The organism is Duganella sp. CF402 (assembly GCF_900109645.1).
Classification (GTDB): domain Bacteria; phylum Pseudomonadota; class Gammaproteobacteria; order Burkholderiales; family Burkholderiaceae_D; genus Rugamonas.
This window is the reverse complement of sequence record NZ_FOBG01000001.1, coordinates 3,974,051-3,992,418: the sequence shown is the minus strand read 5'-3', so window position 1 is coordinate 3,992,418 and position 18,368 is coordinate 3,974,051. Positions and strand designations below refer to the sequence as shown.

Sequence of the window (18,368 nt, the reverse complement as noted above, 5' to 3'; positions counted from 1 at the left end):
GCGCGGCGCCGTCGCCATTGTGCTGGCGCTGGGCTTCGCCGCGTATTTGACGCCGGGCTTCGTGGTGGATCTGGCGAACCGGATTTATCTCTGTTTTTAAACCTTGAGGAATTCCTCGCGGCCGCCCAGCCAGCGGGCGAGGTGGGCTTCTACCGTGGCGGCTTTTTCCGGCGTGTTGGCGTGCAGCAGATCGTGGGCGACGTCGCGCGCCTGATCGACCAGCCAGCCATCGGTTTCAAGATCGGCGAAGCGCAGCATCGCTTGCCCTGACTGGCGCGCGCCGAGGAATTCGCCGGGGCCGCGTATCTCAAGGTCGCGGCGGGCGATTTCAAAACCGTCGGTGGTTTCGCGCATGGTCATCAGGCGCTGCTTGGCGACGTGGCCCAAGGGGCTTTGATACAGCAGCAGGCACACCGACGCCGCCGAGCCGCGGCCCACGCGGCCGCGCAGCTGGTGCAGCTGCGACAGGCCGAAGCGCTCCGCATGTTCGATCACCATCAGCGAGGCATTCGGCACGTCCACACCGACCTCGATCACGGTGGTGGCGACCAGCACCTGCATCTCGTTGGCGGTGAAGGCGTCCATCACGACCTGCTTCTCTGCGGGCTTCATGCGGCCGTGGACCAGGCCCACGTTCAGGTCCGGCAGGGCCTCGGCCAACAGCGCGTGCGTCTCGGTGGCGGTTTGCAGTTGCAGCGCTTCAGACTCTTCGATCAGTGGACAGACCCAGTAGATCTGGCGGCCTTCCTGTGCGGCGGCGTGTACGCGCTCGATCACTTCGTCGCGGCGGTTCTGGTCGATGGCGCGTGTGACGATCGGGCTGCGGCCCGGCGGCAGTTCGTCGATCACGGAGACTTCGAGGTCGGCGTAGTAGGTCATGGCCAGCGTGCGCGGGATCGGCGTGGCCGACATCATCAACTGGTGCGGCACCGCGCCCTCGTTGCCCTTGTTGCGCAAGGTCAGGCGCTGGCCGACGCCGAAGCGATGCTGCTCGTCGACGATGGAAAGGCCGAGGTTTTCAAACGTCACCACGTCCTGCAGCAGCGCGTGCGTACCCACCACCAGCCGCGCTTCGCCGGATTCGATCATGTCGTAGGCGGCCTGCTTTTCCTTTTTCTTCAGGCTGCCGGTCAGCCACGCGACTTTCACGCCGAGCGGCTCCATCCACGCGGCGATCTTGCGGAAGTGCTGTTCGGCGAGGATTTCGGTCGGCGCCATCAGCGCGGCCTGGTAGCCGCTGTCGATGGCTTGCGCGGCAGCCAGCGCGGACACCACGGTCTTGCCGCTGCCGACGTCACCTTGCAGCAGACGCTGCATCGGATACGGCTGGCGCAGGTCGGCGCTGATTTCGGCCAGCACGCGCTGCTGTGCGCCGGTCAGTTTGAACGGCAGCACTGCTTGCAGGTCGCGCGACAAGGCGCCGACCTTGGTCAGCGGCGGCGAACCCTTGGCGCGGCGCGCGCGCTGGGCGCGTTTCAGCGACAGCTGCTGCGCCAGCAGTTCGTCGAATTTCACGCGCGTCCACGCGGGATGTGAGCGGTCGGCCAAGGCGTAGTTGTCCACATTCTGCGGTGGGTAGTGCAGCAGCTTCACCGCCGGTTCGAGATCGGACAGCTGCAGCGCCGCGCGCAGGGAGGCCGGTAAGGTGTCGGTCCAGTCGACCCGCTTCATCGCCTCGCCGATGGCCTTGCGCAGCACCGGTTGCGACAAGCCTTCGCCTGACGGATAGACCGGCGTTAAAGACGTCGGCAGCGGCGCACCCTCGTTGACCACCTTGTAGGCCGGGTGCACCATCTCCGCGCCTAAGAAGCCGTGCTTCAATTCACCGCGCGCGCGCACCCGCGTGCCCTCGGCCAGCTGCTTGACCTGGCTGCCGTAGAAATTCATGAAACGCAGCTGTAAATCGCCGGTGCCGTCGCTGATGTGGACCAGAAGTTGGCGGCGCGGCTTGAAAGCGATCTCGTTTTTTGTGACAACGCCCTCAACTTGGGAGGTGTCGCCACCATGCAGCCGGGCCTCTTCGATGGTGATGACCTGCGTTTCGTCCTCGTAGCGCATGGGCAGGTGCAGCACCAGGTCCATGTCCGTGAGCAGGCCCAGTTTGGCCAGTTTGGCCTCGGCGCTGACGGTTTTTTTAGCAGTTTTCGGCGGTGAAACAGGCATATGGCGTAAAATAGAGGGTTGGCCGCCAATATTGTAAGGCCTACCGCAAATTTGTTAACAGAGTCCTCACATGTATTCGCTTTCCGATTTCGATTTTAACTTGCCGCAAGAGCGTATTGCGCAATTCCCGCTGCCAGATCGCAGCGCCTCCCGTCTGCTGCACCTGGACGGCGAGCAGATTATCGACCGCCAGTTCGCCGATATCGTCGGCCTGCTGCAGCCGGGCGACCTGCTGGTGATGAACAATACCCGCGTGCTCAAGGCCCGCTTCTTCGGCACCAAGGAGAGCGGCGGCAAGGTGGAAGCGCTGGTCGAGCGCGTGCTGGATAACCGCACCGTGCTGGCACAGGTGCGCGCTTCGCGCTCGCCGCTGGCCGGCACCAAAATGCGCCTGGCCGACGCTTTCGACGTCACCGTCGGCGAGCGCGCCGGCGAATTCTTCACTCTGCATTTCGACGCCGACGTGTTCGACCTGATCGAAGCCCACGGCCGCCTGCCACTGCCACCGTACATCGAGCACGATGCCGATGAATTCGACGAGAACCGTTACCAGACGGTGTTCAACAAAGTGCCGGGCGCCGTGGCCGCGCCGACCGCCGGTCTGCACTTCGACGAAGCGCTGCTGGAAAAGCTGAAAGCCAAGGGCGTCAACTTCGCCTACGTCACGCTGCACGTGGGTGCTGGCACTTTCCAGCCGGTGCGCAATGAAAACCTGTCCGAACACCAGATGCATACCGAGTGGTACACCATGCCGCAGGAAACTGTGGATGCGGTGCGCGCTGCCCGTGCGGCCGGCCGCGATGTGGTGGCGGTGGGGACGACTTCGCTGCGCGCACTGGAATCGGCCTCGCAAAGCGGCCAGCTGGAAGCCGGCAGCGCCGATACCGCGCTGTTCATCACGCCGGGTTACAAGTTCAAGACCGTGACCCGTTTGATCACGAATTTCCACCTGCCTAAGTCGACCCTGCTGATGCTGGTGTCGGCCTTCGCCGGTTTTGAAGAGATCCGCAAGGCCTACGCCCACGCGATCGCCCAAGAATACCGCTTCTTCAGCTACGGCGACGCCATGCTGCTGACGACGCAAAACAGAGCTTAACCGCCGCCACGTCATTCCGGCGCAGGCCGGAATCCAATTGGGTTCCGGCCTGCGCCGGAACGACGGTGGTAACAATTAGGATTGAATATGCTGGAATTTAAATTACATAAAACCGACACCACCGGCGTAACCAACGCCCGTCGTGGCGAGGTCAAGCTGAACCACGGCGTGGTGCAAACGCCGATCTTCATGCCGGTCGGCACTTACGGCTCGGTCAAAGCGATGTCGCCACTGGAGCTGAAGGAAATCGGCGCCCAGATCATCCTCGGCAACACCTTCCACCTATGGCTGCGTCCGGGCAACGACGTGATGGCCAAGTTTGGCGGCCTGCACGATTTCATGGGCTGGGACAAGCCGATCCTGACCGACTCCGGCGGCTTCCAGGTATTCTCGCTGGGCGCCATGCGCAAGATCACGGAAGAGGGCGTGCACTTCAACTCGCCGATCAATGGCGACAAGCTGTTCCTGTCGCCGGAAATCTCGATGCAGATCCAGCGCGTGCTCAATTCCGACATCGTGATGCAGTTCGACGAATGCACCCCTTACGAAATCGACAACCGTCCGGCCACGCTGGACGAAGCGGCCAAGTCGATGCGCATGTCGCTGCGCTGGGCGCAACGCTCCTACGACGAGTTCCACCGTGGCGAGAACCCGAACGCGCTGTTCGGCATCGTCCAGGGCGGCATGTTTGAAAAGCTGCGCGATGAATCGCTGGAAGGCCTGTCGCAGATCGACTTCCCGGGCCTGGCCATCGGCGGCCTGTCGGTCGGCGAGCCGAAGGAAGACATGATGCGCATCTTGCAACATATCGGCCCGAAACTGCCGGCCAACAAGCCGCACTACCTGATGGGCGTCGGCACGCCGGAAGACCTGGTAGCCGGCGTGTCCAACGGCGTTGACATGTTCGACTGCGTGATGCCGACCCGGAATGCCCGCAACGGCTGGATCTTCACCCGCTTCGGCGACATCAAGATCAAGAACGCCCGTTACAAGGATGACAAGGAACCGTACGACAGCACCTGCTCGTGCTACGCCTGCAAGAACTTCTCGCGCGCCTACCTGCACCACCTGAACCGTACCCAGGAAATCCTCGGTGCGCGCCTGAATACCATCCACAACCTGCACTACTACCTGGACATCATGCAGCAGATGCGCGACGCCCTGGATGCCGACCGTTTCCCGGCCTGGGTGCAGCAATTCCACGCCGATCGCAGCCGAGGGGTGTAAAAGTCCTAACGCCGGGCGGCCAGTGCTAGAATACAGCGCTGTTTTTTAAACTATAGATATCGGAGTCACTGTGTTCTTTATTTCCAATGCTTATGCCCAATCCAATCCTGTAGAAGCAGCCCTCGGCGGCGGCGGCTTCCTGGGCCAGTATGGTTTCCTGATCCTGATGTTCGTGGCCATGTACTTCCTGATGATCCGTCCTCAGCAGAAACGCGCCAAGGAGCAAAAGGCCATGATGGAAGCGCTGGCCAAGGGCAATGAAGTCGTGACCGCCGGCGGCGTACTGGGCAAGATCACCAAGATCTCAGACCTGTACGTGACCCTGGAAATCTCGAGCGGCGCCGAACTGGTGGTGCAAAAGAACTCGATCACGATGGTGCTGCCGAACGGCACGCTGAAGAGCCTGTAATTCCCCCGGCCCGCACACGATGCGGGCCTTTTGACGTCTACACGGAACGTTAGAGCTATATGAATCGTTATCCAGTCTGGAAATATATCCTTATTGCCGTCGCCATTTTGCTGGGCGCGCTGTACACGGTGCCTAACTACTTCGGCGAATCGCCGGCAGTGCAGGTCACCAGCGGCAAGTCGACCGTCAAGATGACGTCCGACATGACCGCCAAGGTGGCTGACGTGCTGACCAAGGCCGGCATCGCCAACAACGGCGTCGCCTTTGACGGCAGCGGCACCTACGCCTCGGTGCGGGTGCGCTTTGCCACCCCGGACATCCAGTTCCACGCCAAGTCGGTGCTGGAGCAGGGCCTGAACGCCGACCCGGCCGACCCAACCTACCTGGTGGCGCTGAACCTGCAGGCGGACACGCCAAAATGGATGCAAAGCCTGCACGCGCTGCCGATGTACCTCGGCCTCGACTTGCGCGGCGGCGTGCACTTCCTGATGCAGGTCGACACCAAGGCGGTGCTGAACAAGCGCATCCAGGGCCTGCAGTCGGCGGCCCGCAGCTCGCTGCGCGACAAGAATATCCGTCACGCCGGCATCGACCGCGTGGGCGACACCATCGAAATCAAATTCCGCGACGACGCCACCCGCCAGAAAGCCAAGGACGTGCTGTCCGGCCAACTGGGCGACCTGCTGTACACCGACTCCGGTGAAGGCAGCGAGCTGAAAACCGTGGTCAGCCTGAAGCCGGCCGCGCTCAAGCAAACCATCGACGACGGCGTGAAGCAAAATATCTCGACCCTGTCCAAGCGCGTGAACGAACTGGGCGTGGCCGAGCCTGTCATCCAGCAGCAAGGCCCGGACCGCATCGTGGTGCAGCTGCCGGGCGTGCAGGACGTGGCGCGTGCGCGCGCCGTGATCGGCCGTACCGCGACCCTGGAAATCCGCATGGTCGACGAGAGCGTGACGCCGGGCACCGAGATGTCGGCGGCGATCCCGCTCAATTCCGAACTGTTCACCGTGGGCAAGGGTGTGCCGGTTGTGCTGTCCAAGGACGTGGTGCTGACGGGTGATTACATCTCCAGCGCCGTGGCCAGCCTTGACCAGAACCAGCAGCCTGCCGTCAGCATCGACCTGAACGGCGACGGCGGCCGCCGCATGCGCGATGCTACCGCTAATCGCGTGGGCAAGAAAATGTCCATCGTACTGTTCGAGAAGGGCAAACCGGAAGTGCTGTCGGTGGCGACCATTCAGCAAGAACTGGGTAGCCGCTTCAACATCACCGGCATGGGCAACGCCGAGAACTCGGCTGAGCTGGCACTGCTGCTGCGCTCGGGCGCGCTGTCGGCGCCGATGGAAGTGATTGAAGAGCGCACCATCGGTCCCGCACTGGGCGCCGAGAACATCAGCAAGGGTCTGCATTCGACCATGTACGGTTTCGCTGCCATTGCGGTGTTCATGATTGCCTACTACATGATCTTCGGCTTCTTCAGCGTGTTTGCGCTGGCGGTCAACCTGCTGCTGCTGGTGGCGATCCTGTCGCTGATGCAGGCGACCCTGACCCTGCCGGGCATGGCCGCAATTGCGCTGGCGCTGGGTATGGCGATTGACTCGAACGTGCTGATTAACGAGCGTATCCGTGAAGAGCTGCGCCGTGGCGCGTCGCCGCAGGCGGCCATCAACGACGGCTTCGGCCACGCCTGGGCGACGATTATCGACTCCAACGTCACCACCCTGATCGTCGGTGTGGCGCTGTGGGTGTTCGGCTCCGGTCCGATCCGCGGCTTCGCCGTGGTGCACACGCTGGGTATCCTGACCTCGATGTTTTCCGCCGTGTTTGTCTCGCGCGGCGTGGTCAACCTCTGGTACGGCCGCAAGAAGAAACTGCAATCGATCGCTATCGGTACCGTCTGGGTACCGGGCCAGAAATAATCAGGGGCACAGAAGATGGAATTTTTCCGCATTAAAAAAGACATCCCGTTCATGCGCCACGCGCTGGTGTTCAACGTCATTTCGGCGTTGACCTTCGTGGCGGCCGTGTTCTTCCTGATCCCCCGGGGTCTGCACTTGTCGGTGGAGTTCACCGGCGGCACCGTGATGGAGCTGCGCTACCAGCAGCCGGCGAACCTGGAGCGGATCCGCCACACGCTGGAAACCATCGGCTACGAGCAGCCGGAAGCGACCGGCTTCGGCACCGCGCATGACGTGATGCTGCGTCTGCCGGTGGTGAAGGGCATTACGCCGAAGGCTGCGTCGGTACAGGTGTTCGACGCCTTGTGCAAAGCTGAAACCGGCAGCCTGAAGCAGATCGACACCGTGACCGCCAAGGGCGAGCACGTGGTCAAGCAATCGTGCGCCGGCGCGAACGATGCCGAGCTGGTGGCGCTGCAGAAGGTGGAATTCGTCGGCCCGCAGGTGGGCGACGAGCTGACCCAGAACGGCCTGAACGCACTGGTGATGGTGGTGATCGGCGTGATGATCTACCTGGCCATTCGCTTCGAGTGGAAGTTTGCGGTGGCGGCGATTATCGCCAACTTGCACGACGTGGTGATCATTCTGGGCTTCTTCGCGTTCTTCCAGTGGGAGTTCTCGCTGACCGTGCTGGCCGGCGTGCTGGCGGTGCTGGGCTACTCGGTGAATGAGTCGGTGGTTATCTTCGACCGTATCCGCGAAAACTTCCGCAAGCAGCGCAAGGCGAGCGTGCACGAAGTGATCGACAACGCGATCACCTCCACCATCTCGCGTACCATCATCACCCACGGCTGCACGCAGATGATGGTGCTGTCGATGCTGTTCCTGGGCGGCCCGACGCTGCACTTCTTCGCGATGGCGCTGACCATTGGTATCTGCTTCGGCATTTACTCGTCGGTGTTCGTTGCCGCCGCCGTGGCCATGTGGCTGGGCGTGAAGCGCGAAGACCTGATCAAGCCGGTCAAGGAAAAAGACGAAACCGACGGCGCTGTCGTTTAAGCGCAGCGGCTCCCCAAAAATCCCTCCCCGCATTGAGCGCGATCTTGAGCGCGTTCAGGCTGGGAGGGATTTTTTTTGCGCGAGGCGCAGTCTGTCACAAACCGGTCGGGTCCGCCGTCTTTAGCGCATGGGAAGTGCACAGGGTGCTTCCCATCGCACTGAAAGGCCCGAAGCATGACGACATCACCGATCTCGCGCCGCGCCGATGAAGAAATGGCGCGGGTGCTGGGGACCGAGCCATTCCGCATGACGCTGGACCACGCCGGCGCCGGTATCGCCCACTGGAAACATGATCCCTTGCACGACGTCGTCGAGCCCATGACCCACCACGTCATCATGGCTTACAACGGCACGGTGCAGCGCGTGCAGCGGCGGACGGGAAGATCGACTGCGATTGGAACCTTTCGCCCCGGGGTGGTCATCATTATTCCGGAAGGCTCCAGTTCCCGATGGGATATTCCGAAACCGGTCGATGTCGTGCAGCTCTATCTTCCCCACACATCACTTGCGCGCATTGCCGATGAGGCCGAGATTGCCAGTCCGGTCGAACTGTTGGAGCGCACCGCTCAGCCCGATCCCATCACATCCCGCTTGCTCTTGAGCGCGGCGGATTTCGTGGAGGGCAATCAGGCACTTGATACGCTGTTCCGGCAGCAGCTGATCGACCTGCTGGCCACGCGGCTGCTGGCTGCGCACACCGGCTCGCTGGCGATGGTGCAACCGGTCAGGGGCGGGCTGGCGCCCAAGACCCTGCAGCGCGCGATCGACCGCCTGCGCTCGGACAGCGATGCCGACGTGTCGCTGGCGGCGCTGGCAGCGGAGGCTGGCCTGTCGCGGTTTCACTTCTGCCGCGCCTTCAAGGAAAGCACCGGGCTGGCGCCGCACGCCTGGCTACGCCAGTACCGGCTAGAGCAAGCCATGCACATGCTGCGCGACACCGACGCCACCGTCATGACGGTGGCAGCGGCGCTGGGCTATGCCTCGCAAACCGCCTTTGCCGCCGGATTCCGCAAGCTCACCGGAGAAACGCCCAGCGATTGGCGGCGGCGCGCGCGTTAGCAGCAATCGCGCGACAAGCAGAGCAATCGCGCTGGATCGGGCGCGGGCGCGGATGGCTACAGTATGACTACGTCCACAACCCAAGGAGTAAGTCACATGCGACTCGTCATCATAGGCGCCGGCTTCGCCGGCATGTACGCGGCGCTGTCCGCCGCCCGTCTGCGCGATATCCAGGGCGTCTCGCCGGAAGAGCTGGAAATCGCGCTGGTGTCGCCAGCGCCGACGCTGGTGGTTCGCCCGCGGCTCTACGAACCGCATCCGGAGACCCTGACCGCATCGCTGCTGGAGCTGTTCCATGCCATCGACGTAGTGTATGTGCAAGGCAGCGCCGAGACGGCCGATGCCGGCACCCGCACGGTGGGCATCGCCACGGCCGAAGGCGGGCGCAAGTCGCTGTCCTACGACCGCCTGGTGGTGGCCTCGGGGAGCAAGCTGTTCCGTCCGAACATCCCCGGCCTCGCCGAACACGGCTTCAGCGTCGACTCGCTCGACGACGCGGTCGCCCTCGACAAGCACCTGCATGGTCTGGCCCAGCGTCCCTCCTCGGACGCGCGCAACACGGTGGTCGTGGTGGGCGGCGGTTTCACCGGCATCGAAGCGGCGACGGAAATGCCGGCGCGGCTGCGCGCGGTGCTCGGCAGCGATGCCAGGCCCCGCGTCATCATCGTCGACCGCAACAAGGTGATCGCGCCCGACATGGGGCCGGATTCGCGCCCCGTCATTGAGGACGCGCTGCGTCAGCTCGGCGTGGAAACCCGCCTTGAGGCCGGCATCGCCTCGCTCGACCGGTCGGGTATTACCTTGTCCAGCGGCGAACACATCGGCACCGAAACCGTCATCTGGGCGGCCGGCATCCGCGCCGCGCCGCTGACCGAACAATTCGCCGCCGAGCGCGATAACTCGGGCCGGCTGCTGGTCGATCGCGACCTGCGCGTGCCGGGCGTGCCAGGCGTGTTTGCCACCGGCGACGCCGCCCGCGCCGCCTGCGACGACGAAGGCCGTTACGCCTTGATGTCCTGCCAGCACGCCACCCGCATGGGCGCGTTTGCCGGTAACAACGCGGCTGCCGAATTGCTCGGCGTGTCGACCAAGCCTTACCACCAGAAGGCTTACGTCACCTGCCTGGACCTCGGCGAAGCCGGCGCATTGTTCACGCGCGGCTGGGAGCGCAAGGTGGAGATGGTCGGCGAGGTCGCCAAGAAGACCAAGCAGGAAATCAACACCGTCTGGATCTACCCGCCGAAGGCCGAACGCGCCGCCGCGCTGGCATCGGCCGATCCGGAACGCGTTACCGATCTCTGAACACCTCACCTGCAATTCGATAGGAGAAAAAAATGAATCAAATGGTCAGCAATATGCAAGCACCAGCAAAAAAGAGCCCGATCAAGCGCGACACACACACCGACATGGGCTTGGTCAATCCGCCGCAGGAGCTGGTGCCGTCGCGCTACGCGCTGCGGCTCGGCCAGCTGGACGTACTGGTGATCAGCGACGGCGTGCTGCCGTTGCCTACCACGATCATGGCCACCAATGTCGCTCCAGCCGATCTGGCGACGTGGCTGGACGATCATTTCCTGCCGCAGGAGACCTATGACTGGCCGCTGAACGTGATGGTGGTGCGTAGCGGCGACAAGATCATCCTGGTCGATGCCGGGCTGGGTGGACAGTTCTCGGGCTTCCCGCGCGCCGGGCAGTTCCCGCAGCGCCTGCAGGCCGCCGGCATCAGCCTGGAGTCCGTGACCGACGTGATCGTTACCCACATGCACATGGACCACGTGGGTGGGCTGCTGGTCGACGATGTGAAACACCGCTTGCGTGCGGATGTGCGCATCCACGTGGCCGACGCCGAGGTCAAGTTCTGGACTTCGCCCGACTTCTCCCACACGGTAATGCCGAAGCCGGTGCCGGACGTGCTGCGTTCGACCGCCACCAGCTTCTACAACGAGTACCGCGACCGGATTCGTGTTTTCGACGACCAGTACGAAGTCGCGCCCGGCGTAGTCGTCCGTCACACCGGCGGCCACACACCGGGCCACAGCGTGGTCGACCTGGAGTCCGATGGCGAACGCCTGATGTTCGCCGGCGACGCCATGTTCCCGGTCGGCTTCGAGCATCCGGAATGGCAAAACGGCTTTGAACACGACCCGGAGGAGTCGGCTCGCGTTCGCGTTGGCCTGTTCCAGGAACTGGCGGCGAGCGGCGGCCTGCTGGTGGCGTCCCACTTGCCATTCCCTTCCGTCAGCCGGGTGGCCGTCGACGGTGACGCCTTCCGCTGGGTGCCGGTGATCTGGGACTACTGAGCACCGGCCCGCCGGAAGCGTCGGATGGCATGCGCACCAACCCGGCGGCACTGCGCGACATCCAGCGCTATGCCGTCAATGCCACGCGATGGCTGGCCGGCGACTGAACACTCTGATGTTACTAATCCATGCAAGAACCATGTCATTCGTCTGACGCCATCCCGTCAGCCCCTATTCTGGTACACGTCTGCCACGGCGAGTCGATACTCAAGGCCGGTCTGATTGCGCTGCTGGCAGCGTGTCCGCAGGTGCGGCTGGTGGCGCCGGTTGGCGCCGATGTGATCGTCACCGATTATGCGGACGCCCTGGCGCGTCTGAAACATGCCACGCATCGCGGCGCACGGCTGATGGTCATCAGTCAGCGCGAACGCGAATGGGATATTCGCACCGCGATCTCGGCCGGCGTACACGGCTATCTGCCGCAGCGCTGTGCGGCGGACGAGCTGCTGATGGCGGTGCAAATGCTGGGCCGCAGCCAGCGCTACTTCAACCCGGAACTGCTGGAGCGTGCCACGCAGCACGTCGCCAGCAACAACCTGACGTCGCGCGAAAGCCAGGTGCTGGCATTGCTGGCCCAGGGCTGCTGCAATAAACGGATCGCGATCGAGCTCGATATCGGCGTCGGCACAGTGAAGACGCACGTCAAATCGCTGTTCAACAAACTCGGTGCTACCGCCAGAACGCATGCGGTCGTGCTGGCCACCCAGCGCGGCATGGTGTCGTCAGGCCTCGCTTGATCTATTACAATTGGCTGGGCGCGACCGCGCCGCAACGTAACCGAAAGGGCGGCGATGGGCAGTTATTGGCACCGGGTCGGCAGTAAGAGTTACCAATTCCGCGATCTCAAGGACTTGATGGCGAAGGCCACGCCTGCGCGCTCGGGCGATTACCTGGCCGGCGTGGCGGCAGCCAGCGCGGAGGAGCGCGTGGCGGCGCAGATGGCGCTGGCGGAGCTGCCATTGCGTGTGTTCCTCAGCGAGGCGCTGGTGCCGTATGAGGACGATGAGGTCACGCGGCTGATTATCGATACCCACGACGCGGCAGCCTTCGCCCGCGTGGCGCACCTGAACGTCGGCGACTTCCGCAACTGGCTGCTCGGCGACGATGCCGATACCGCTGCGCTCAGCGCGCTGGCGCCGGGCCTGACACCGGAGATGGCGGCGGCGGTGTCCAAGATCATGCGCGTGCAGGATCTGGTGCTGGTGGCGCGCAAGTGCAGTGTGGTGACGCGCTTCCGCAATACCATCGGCCTGCCGGGGCGCATGTCGACGCGCTTACAACCCAATCATCCCACCGACGATGCAAGCGGCATTGCTGCCAGCATGCTGGATGGCCTGCTGTATGGCAGCGGCGATGCGGTGATCGGCATCAACCCCGCGACGGACAATGTGCCGCAGGTGGTCAGCCTGCTCTCCATGTTGGACGAGGTGATTGCGCGCTACGCGATTCCTACCCAGTCCTGCGTGCTCACGCACGTAACGAATACCATTGCCGCCATTGAGCGCGGTGCGCCGGTAGACCTGGTGTTCCAATCGATCGCCGGGACGCAGGCGGCGAATGCCGGCTTTGGCATTACCTTGTCGTTGCTGGAAGAGGCGCGGCAGGCGGCGTTGTCGCTGGGGCGCGGCACGGTCGGCAGCAATGTGATGTATTTCGAAACGGGGCAGGGCAGCGCGCTGTCGGCCAATGCGCACCACGGTGTCGATCAGCAGACCTGCGAGGCGCGCGCCTACGCTGTGGCGCGGCGCTTCGAGCCGCTGCTGGTGAATTCGGTGGTCGGCTTTATCGGGCCGGAGTACCTTTACGATGGCAAGCAGATTTTGCGCGCGGGATTGGAGGATCATTTCTGCGCCAAGCTGCTTGGCTTGCCGATGGGCTGCGACGTCTGCTACACCAATCACGCGGAGGCGGACCAGGACGATATGGATGTGCTGCTGACGATGCTCGGCACGGCCGGCTGCACTTTTGTGATGGGCGTGCCGGGCGCGGACGATATCATGCTCAATTATCAGACCACCTCGTTCCACGATGCGTTGTATGTGCGGCGTGCCTTGGGCCTGAAGCCGGCGCCGGAATTCGAGGCGTGGCTGCAGGGCATGGGCATTGTCAGCGGCGATGCGCGCTTTACCTTGCAGGATGCTTTGCCTGCCGCTTTCCAGAAGGTGCTGCATGGATAAGCTGGTGACGCTCAATCCGTGGCAATCGCTGCGGCGCTTTACGGCGGCGCGGATTGCGCTCGGCCGCAGCGGCGTGAGCCAGCCGACGGATCAACAACAGGCGTTTCAGCTGGCGCACGCACAGGCGCGCGATGCGGTGCACCTCGCGCTTGACCATGAGGCGTTGCAGACGGCGTTAAATGCAGCGGCCGGCCTGCCGTGCGTGAGCGTGCACAGTGCGGCGCGGGACCGCCATGTCTATCTTCAGCGTCCGGACCTCGGCCGCCGTCTAGATGAAGCCTCGCGCGCCAAGCTGGCCGCGCTGCCGAAGGAAGCCGGCTACGATCTGGCCGTCGTGATTGCGGACGGCTTGTCGGCGCTGGCGATTGAACAGCATGCCGCGCCGTTCCTGCGCTCCCTGATGGCACATCTGGACGGCTGGCGCATCGCGCCCATCACCATCGTCGAGCAAGGCCGGGTGGCCATTGGCGACGACATCGGCGACCTGCTGCACGCGCAAATCGTGGTGGTGCTGATCGGCGAGCGCCCCGGCCTCAGTTCGCCGGACAGCATGGGACTCTACCTCACCTTTGCACCGCGTCCCGGCCTCACCGACGCCTGCCGCAATTGCATCTCCAACGTTCGCACGGCAGGCTTGACCTACGAGGCGGCAGCGTTCAAGCTTCACTACTTGTTGTCCGAATCGCGGCGCCGCCGATTGTCCGGCGTCGCGCTGAAGGACGAAACCGCAAACGAGGGCGCCATCCCGGAGGCGCCGCAGCGCAATTTCTTATTGGAGTGAAATACGCACCATGAGCCGTACCGGCCGCCTTTTCATGTTGATGGACGCTATGCGCGGCTACCGCCGTCCCGTTACTGCGGCGCGGCTGGCCGAGCAGCTGGGCGTGTCCGAACGCACTATTTACCGCGACATTCAAACCTTGTCCGGCCTCGGTGCGCCGCTGGAAGGCGAGGCCGGTGTCGGCTATATGCTGAAGGCCGGCTTCTTCCTGCCGCCGCTGATGTTCGGCGCCGACGAACTGGAAGCGCTGGTGCTGGGCGCGCGCTGGGTGCGCCGGCAGGGCGATGAAGCGCTGGCGGCCGCCGCCAACAACGCGCTCGCCAAGATCGCCGCCGCCACGCCGAAAGACCTGCGCGACGACATGGCCGAAACCAGTTTGTGGGTGCCGATCGGCCAGGATCAGCAGGACGCCAGCGACATCCACGTGCGCCCGGTGCGCGAGGCGATCCGCTACCAGCACCGCCTGCGCATGTCCTACCGCGACGAGCACGGCGCGCCGTCGGACCGCATCGTGTGGCCGTTCGCGCTGGCATTCTTTGACGGCAAGCGCCTGCTGGCCGCATGGTGCGAGATGCGCATGGCGTTCCGCCACTTCCGCGTCGACCGCATTGCGGCGGTGGAGTCGCTGCAGCAGCGCTACCCGGCGCGCCGCCACGACTTGCTCAAGACCTGGCGCATGGAGCACAACATCCGCGACGACTCCTGACAAAAACTGTCGCGGTGTGCGCCTACGATGAAGACCTCAACTCATTCATCGGAGATTGCCATGCGCCTGTACTACCATCCCGCCTCTTCCAGCTCGCGCCGCGTGATGCTGGCCGCCGTCCACATGGGCACGCCGCTGGAACTGACCGAAGTCAACCTGATGAGCCCGGAAGACCGTCGGCGCCTGGTCACGCTCAATCCCAACAGCAAAGTGCCGGTGCTGCAGGACGGTGAGTTCACGCTGTGGGAATCCTGCGCCATCATGCAGTACCTGGCTGACCGTACCCACGGGCAAACGCTGTATCCCGATAACATCATCGTGCGTGCCGACATCAACCGCTGGATGCTGTGGGCCGCGCAGCATTTCGCGCCGCCGGTGGGAGCTATCGTCTACGAGCACATCTGGAAAGGCCTGAGCGGCAACGGCGGCCCGGACCCGGTCGAAATCGACCGGGCCAGCCGGCTGGTGGCGCAGTTCGCCAGTGTGTTGGAGCAGCACCTGGCCGGCCGCGACTGGATCGTCGGCGACAGCCTGACGCTGGCCGACCTCGCCATCGCCCCGGCGCTGACCTACATCGAGCAAGCCAAGCTTCCGGTCACCCAATATCCTAAGCTGATGGCATGGCTGGCACGGGTGTCGCAACTCGATGCATGGAAGCAGACCACGCCCGTGTGGTAATTGCATCGTATATGTTAACTGGCGCACAGAGCGGCAGAGGAGGAAGCAGTATTCTGGACTTGTCTCCTCTGGAGGAGATCCCTAGTTTTGGACTTAGCCCGCTGCCCAGCGGGCTTTTTTTTACAGCATCAGCACCGCGTACAGCGACTGCACCTCCAGCGCCGATTCGGTCATGATGGCGTGCAGCGTGCCGTCGCCCACCACGAAGTCGATGGTGCGCGCGCCTTGCAGCGTGGTGGCGCCCGGCCGCTGGTGCAGCGGCGAGTGCACCGGCGCCAGATCATTGGCCAGCAGCAGCGTGTCGCCCAAGGTTTCCGGCGGCAGCGCGCGCAAGCCCACCCACATCGATTCGATCGCCTTGAACACGGCTTCCGGCACGCCCAGGTGGGTCATCACGCCACGGCCGATTTCCAGCTCGCCGTGCTCGACCCAGTCCTCCGGCTCGCCGTCCATCACTCGTGGGAACTCGCCGGCGCTGGCCAGCATGTAGAAGCCGGCCACCTCGTGCATGATGCCGGCAAACAGCGCGGTATCGGGATCGACATGGGTGACGCGGCGCGCGATCACCTGCGCCAGCGCGGCCACGTGGGCGGTATGCTCCCACAGCTGGTTGATTTTGGCCGCCAGCGAAGGCTCGGTGACCTCGCTGCCGATCTGGCGCACGATCACTGCCGCCACCAGCGATTGCAGGGTGCGGATGCCGAGGCGCTGCACGGCCGCGCGCACGCTGGAGATTTCAGTACCGGAACGGTTGTAGGCCACTGAGTTGGCGATGGCCACGCTACGCGCGGCCAGCAACGGGTCTGCCTGGATCAGCCTGGCGGCTTGTTCAATGTGACAGTCGGGATCGTTCAGCGCCTGCTGCAGGCGCAGCGCGGCGTTGACGTTGGCCGGGAACGTGAGTTCGCCCCGGCTCGCTTGAGCAGCAATAGTCTTGAAGGCGTCGAGTCTGTCCATTGCAAAAAATTATACTCAAAAGATTGCCATGCGGCACTTTTTCTGAAAATACTTTTTGCGGCGTAGGTAAAACCCAACAACGCCTTGTTAGCGAGTGCTTACTCTTCGCGGAAGATGGCGTCGCAACCCTCGACCGGATCGTCCACGTCTTCCAGTTCGTCGACCAGGTCGAGGTCGAACAGTTCTTCCACCGCGTTCATGAAGCTGCGGTGGGTGCTGGCGCCGATCAGGCGGTAGATTTCGCCGTCTTCATTGCGCACGCCGACGATCAGCGCTTCCGCGCGTACTTCGTCAGGCGGCGCTACGTCCAGCAGCAGGTTGCCGATAATGTGTTTGTCGAATTTGGCCGGCTTTTTGCCGTCCAGCAGAGAGGTTTTCAAATCTGTTTCCTTGGTTTTTTAATCGCAGTCCTGGGTGGACGGTGTTGCCGTTTGCCCGGCCATGATGACAGTTTTAAGCGCCGACAGGGTTTTTTCAAGCTGCGCGAAGTCGTCGTCGCTGTAACCGGCGAACATTTTGCCGCTTTGCGCGATGACTTCCGGGAACACGGTGCAGAACACCTGTTCGCCGGCCGGCGTCAATTTCACGAAAAACGAGCGCTTGTCGCAATCGTTGCGCTGGCGTTCCACCAGGCCTTTTTGCTCGAGCCGCTCAATCACCCCGGTCAATGTGCCCTTGGTGATCAGCGTCTTGTCGCCCAGTTCTTTATAGGACATGCCGGGCGTGTTGCCCAGCGTGGCGATGATATCGAACTGCGCGTGCGTCAAACCGCTCCGGCGCACGTATTCGCCGGAGATCCGTTCATAGCCTTGCATGCATTCGGCCAGCAGCCGGATGCTTTTCAAGTAGCGTTCACCCATAGGACGAGATTATAGCCGCTTCGCATCCCGCTTTCCGGCGGGTACACTATGCGGACACTAACCATAAAAACAACCATGCCTGTACATCTGCGCGGTATTGCCGCCTTGTTGCTCGTCACCCTGGTCTGGGGCACCACCTTCCCTGCAATGAAAGACATGACCGGCTACCTGTCGGCCAGCTGGATCGTGCTGTGCCGCTTTGCGCTGGCCAGCGCGCTGCTGCTGCCTTTCCTGTGGGGCGTGCGCTGGCGCGACCTGCGCTGGGGCATCCTGGCCGGCGTGGTGTTGTTCCTGTGCTACGTGTTCCAGATCGAGGGGCTGGCGCTGACCAGCTCCAACCGCAACGCCTTCATCACCGGCCTCAACGTGCTGGTGCCGCCGCTGCTCGGCGTGGCGCTGGGTGCGAAGCTGGAACGGCGCATCCTGCTGGCGCTGCTGCTGTCGCTGGCCGGCCTGTTCGCGCTGTGCTGGGAAGGCAGCTTCAGCTGGGGACGCGGCGATACGCTGGCGCTGCTGTGCGCGCTGTTCTTCGGCATCTACGTCAAGCTGATGGAAACCACCACCCGCAAGGTGGAAAAGCTGATGGCGCTGACCGCCTCGCAAATCCTTACCGTGGCCGTGTGCGCCGCGCTGTGGCTGCTCATCACCGAAGTGCCGCTGGGCTGGGCCGAGCGCGCGCAGGACCTGCCGGACTACATCGCCTACGTCAGCAAGGGCTTGCAGATGTACAGCCTCAACCTGATCTACCTGGGCGTGATCGCCACCGCCGCCATCATCTCGCTGCAAACCTGGGGCCAGAGCCACAGCAGCGCCAACGAGGCGGCCGTGATCTACGCCTTCGAGCCCGGCTGCGCCGCCATCTTCGCCTACTTCTGGCTGGGTGAAACGCTGGCCTGGAACGGCTTGCTCGGCGCCGGACTGTTGATCTCCGGTATGATAGTGAGCCAATGGAGCACTGAGCGTCCCGCCACCGCCCTGGCGCCGGAGTAGCCTGC

General features: G+C 63.5%; 18 protein-coding genes. 14 read left to right on the top strand and 4 right to left on the bottom strand.

Annotated features, from left to right (window positions below; translation table 11 throughout):
* Positions 1-96 precede the first annotated feature (96 nt).
* Positions 97-2,163 (bottom strand): ATP-dependent DNA helicase RecG, encoded by a 2,067-nt coding sequence (recG, locus tag BMZ70_RS17905; RefSeq protein WP_092277265.1) that lies wholly within the window; start codon positions 2,161-2,163, stop codon positions 97-99.
* A 70-nt stretch (positions 2,164-2,233) separates the two neighbouring features.
* Here recG and queA point away from each other — a divergent pair, with 70 nt between their 5' ends.
* From queA to BMZ70_RS17840, 13 genes are all read left to right on the top strand, one after another.
* Complete coding sequence (queA, locus tag BMZ70_RS17900; protein WP_092277262.1) at positions 2,234-3,259, top strand: tRNA preQ1(34) S-adenosylmethionine ribosyltransferase-isomerase QueA; 1,026 nt, start codon at positions 2,234-2,236, stop codon at positions 3,257-3,259.
* Positions 3,260-3,346: 87 nt separating this feature from the next.
* Entirely contained in the window at positions 3,347-4,486 is a 1,140-nt protein-coding gene (gene tgt / locus BMZ70_RS17895; protein ID WP_092277259.1) for a tRNA guanosine(34) transglycosylase Tgt, read from the top strand.
* A gap of 70 nt (positions 4,487-4,556) precedes the next feature.
* The gene (yajC, locus tag BMZ70_RS17890; RefSeq protein WP_092277256.1) at positions 4,557-4,895 is read left to right on the top strand and encodes a preprotein translocase subunit YajC; all 339 of its coding nucleotides are present in this window, start codon (positions 4,557-4,559) and stop codon (positions 4,893-4,895) included.
* Between the two features lie 59 nt (positions 4,896-4,954).
* The gene (gene secD, locus BMZ70_RS17885) at positions 4,955-6,817 is read left to right on the top strand and encodes a protein translocase subunit SecD (RefSeq protein ID WP_092277253.1); all 1,863 of its coding nucleotides are present in this window, start codon (positions 4,955-4,957) and stop codon (positions 6,815-6,817) included.
* A gap of 15 nt (positions 6,818-6,832) precedes the next feature.
* A complete protein-coding gene (secF, locus tag BMZ70_RS17880; RefSeq protein WP_092277250.1) occupies positions 6,833-7,855 on the top strand; it encodes a protein translocase subunit SecF in 1,023 nt (340 codons plus the stop codon).
* Between the two features lie 174 nt (positions 7,856-8,029).
* Positions 8,030-8,914: a helix-turn-helix transcriptional regulator gene (locus tag BMZ70_RS17875; protein ID WP_092277247.1), complete on the top strand. Its 885-nt coding sequence runs from the start codon at positions 8,030-8,032 to the stop codon at positions 8,912-8,914.
* Between the two features lie 96 nt (positions 8,915-9,010).
* Positions 9,011-10,216 carry an NAD(P)/FAD-dependent oxidoreductase gene (locus BMZ70_RS17870; protein ID WP_092277244.1) on the top strand — a complete coding sequence of 402 codons (1,206 nt, stop codon included), beginning with the start codon at positions 9,011-9,013 and terminating at the stop codon, positions 10,214-10,216.
* 104 nt (positions 10,217-10,320) lie between these two features.
* Positions 10,321-11,214 (top strand): MBL fold metallo-hydrolase, encoded by an 894-nt coding sequence (locus BMZ70_RS17865; RefSeq protein WP_207231535.1) that lies wholly within the window; start codon positions 10,321-10,323, stop codon positions 11,212-11,214.
* Positions 11,215-11,342: 128 nt separating this feature from the next.
* Entirely contained in the window at positions 11,343-11,951 is a 609-nt protein-coding gene (locus BMZ70_RS17860) for a response regulator transcription factor (protein ID WP_092277238.1), read from the top strand.
* 54 nt (positions 11,952-12,005) lie between these two features.
* Complete coding sequence (locus tag BMZ70_RS17855; RefSeq protein WP_092277235.1) at positions 12,006-13,391, top strand: ethanolamine ammonia-lyase subunit EutB; 1,386 nt, start codon at positions 12,006-12,008, stop codon at positions 13,389-13,391.
* Entirely contained in the window at positions 13,384-14,172 is a 789-nt protein-coding gene (eutC, locus tag BMZ70_RS17850) for an ethanolamine ammonia-lyase subunit EutC (protein ID WP_092277232.1), read from the top strand. Before BMZ70_RS17855 ends, eutC begins: the two co-directional genes overlap by 8 nt.
* Before the next feature lie 10 nt (positions 14,173-14,182).
* Positions 14,183-14,878, top strand: a complete 696-nt coding sequence (locus BMZ70_RS17845; protein WP_165403452.1) for a helix-turn-helix transcriptional regulator — start codon at positions 14,183-14,185, stop codon at positions 14,876-14,878.
* Positions 14,879-14,938: 60 nt separating this feature from the next.
* Positions 14,939-15,556: a glutathione S-transferase family protein gene (locus BMZ70_RS17840; RefSeq protein WP_092277229.1), complete on the top strand. Its 618-nt coding sequence runs from the start codon at positions 14,939-14,941 to the stop codon at positions 15,554-15,556.
* Positions 15,557-15,676: 120 nt separating this feature from the next.
* Here the strand turns inward: BMZ70_RS17840 and BMZ70_RS17835 are convergent, their stop codons facing one another.
* From BMZ70_RS17835 to BMZ70_RS17825, 3 genes are all read right to left on the bottom strand, one after another.
* Positions 15,677-16,513, bottom strand: a complete 837-nt coding sequence (locus BMZ70_RS17835; RefSeq protein WP_092277226.1) for an HDOD domain-containing protein — start codon at positions 16,511-16,513, stop codon at positions 15,677-15,679.
* Positions 16,514-16,611: 98 nt separating this feature from the next.
* The gene (locus BMZ70_RS17830; protein WP_092277223.1) at positions 16,612-16,893 is read right to left on the bottom strand and encodes a hypothetical protein; all 282 of its coding nucleotides are present in this window, start codon (positions 16,891-16,893) and stop codon (positions 16,612-16,614) included.
* Positions 16,894-16,911: 18 nt separating this feature from the next.
* Positions 16,912-17,373, bottom strand: coding sequence for a MarR family winged helix-turn-helix transcriptional regulator (locus tag BMZ70_RS17825; protein ID WP_092277220.1), 462 nt, complete (start codon positions 17,371-17,373; stop codon positions 16,912-16,914).
* A gap of 75 nt (positions 17,374-17,448) precedes the next feature.
* Between BMZ70_RS17825 and BMZ70_RS17820 the strand changes: the two genes are divergently transcribed.
* Complete coding sequence (locus BMZ70_RS17820) at positions 17,449-18,363, top strand: DMT family transporter (protein WP_092277217.1); 915 nt, start codon at positions 17,449-17,451, stop codon at positions 18,361-18,363.
* Positions 18,364-18,368 lie beyond the last annotated feature (5 nt).

Excerpts from the sequence above, each read along its gene's own strand:
- recG (WP_092277265.1), bottom strand. The coding sequence starts at position 2,163 with ATGCCTGTTTCACCGCCGAAAACTGCTAAAAAAACCGTCAGCGCCGAG.
- BMZ70_RS17845 (WP_165403452.1), top strand. The coding sequence starts at position 14,183 with ATGAGCCGTACCGGCCGCCTTTTCATGTTGATGGACGCTATGCGCGGC.
- tgt (WP_092277259.1), top strand. The coding sequence starts at position 3,347 with ATGCTGGAATTTAAATTACATAAAACCGACACCACCGGCGTAACCAAC.
- BMZ70_RS17840 (WP_092277229.1), top strand. The coding sequence starts at position 14,939 with ATGCGCCTGTACTACCATCCCGCCTCTTCCAGCTCGCGCCGCGTGATG.
- BMZ70_RS17860 (WP_092277238.1), top strand. The coding sequence starts at position 11,343 with ATGCAAGAACCATGTCATTCGTCTGACGCCATCCCGTCAGCCCCTATT.
- BMZ70_RS17835 (WP_092277226.1), bottom strand. The coding sequence starts at position 16,513 with ATGGACAGACTCGACGCCTTCAAGACTATTGCTGCTCAAGCGAGCCGG.
- BMZ70_RS17820 (WP_092277217.1), top strand. The coding sequence starts at position 17,449 with ATGCCTGTACATCTGCGCGGTATTGCCGCCTTGTTGCTCGTCACCCTG.
- BMZ70_RS17870 (WP_092277244.1), top strand. The coding sequence starts at position 9,011 with ATGCGACTCGTCATCATAGGCGCCGGCTTCGCCGGCATGTACGCGGCG.
- BMZ70_RS17825 (WP_092277220.1), bottom strand. The coding sequence starts at position 17,373 with ATGGGTGAACGCTACTTGAAAAGCATCCGGCTGCTGGCCGAATGCATG.
- secD (WP_092277253.1), top strand. The coding sequence starts at position 4,955 with ATGAATCGTTATCCAGTCTGGAAATATATCCTTATTGCCGTCGCCATT.
- BMZ70_RS17855 (WP_092277235.1), top strand. The coding sequence starts at position 12,006 with ATGGGCAGTTATTGGCACCGGGTCGGCAGTAAGAGTTACCAATTCCGC.
- eutC (WP_092277232.1), top strand. The coding sequence starts at position 13,384 with ATGGATAAGCTGGTGACGCTCAATCCGTGGCAATCGCTGCGGCGCTTT.
- secF (WP_092277250.1), top strand. The coding sequence starts at position 6,833 with ATGGAATTTTTCCGCATTAAAAAAGACATCCCGTTCATGCGCCACGCG.
- queA (WP_092277262.1), top strand. The coding sequence starts at position 2,234 with ATGTATTCGCTTTCCGATTTCGATTTTAACTTGCCGCAAGAGCGTATT.
- BMZ70_RS17865 (WP_207231535.1), top strand. The coding sequence starts at position 10,321 with ATGGGCTTGGTCAATCCGCCGCAGGAGCTGGTGCCGTCGCGCTACGCG.
- BMZ70_RS17875 (WP_092277247.1), top strand. The coding sequence starts at position 8,030 with ATGACGACATCACCGATCTCGCGCCGCGCCGATGAAGAAATGGCGCGG.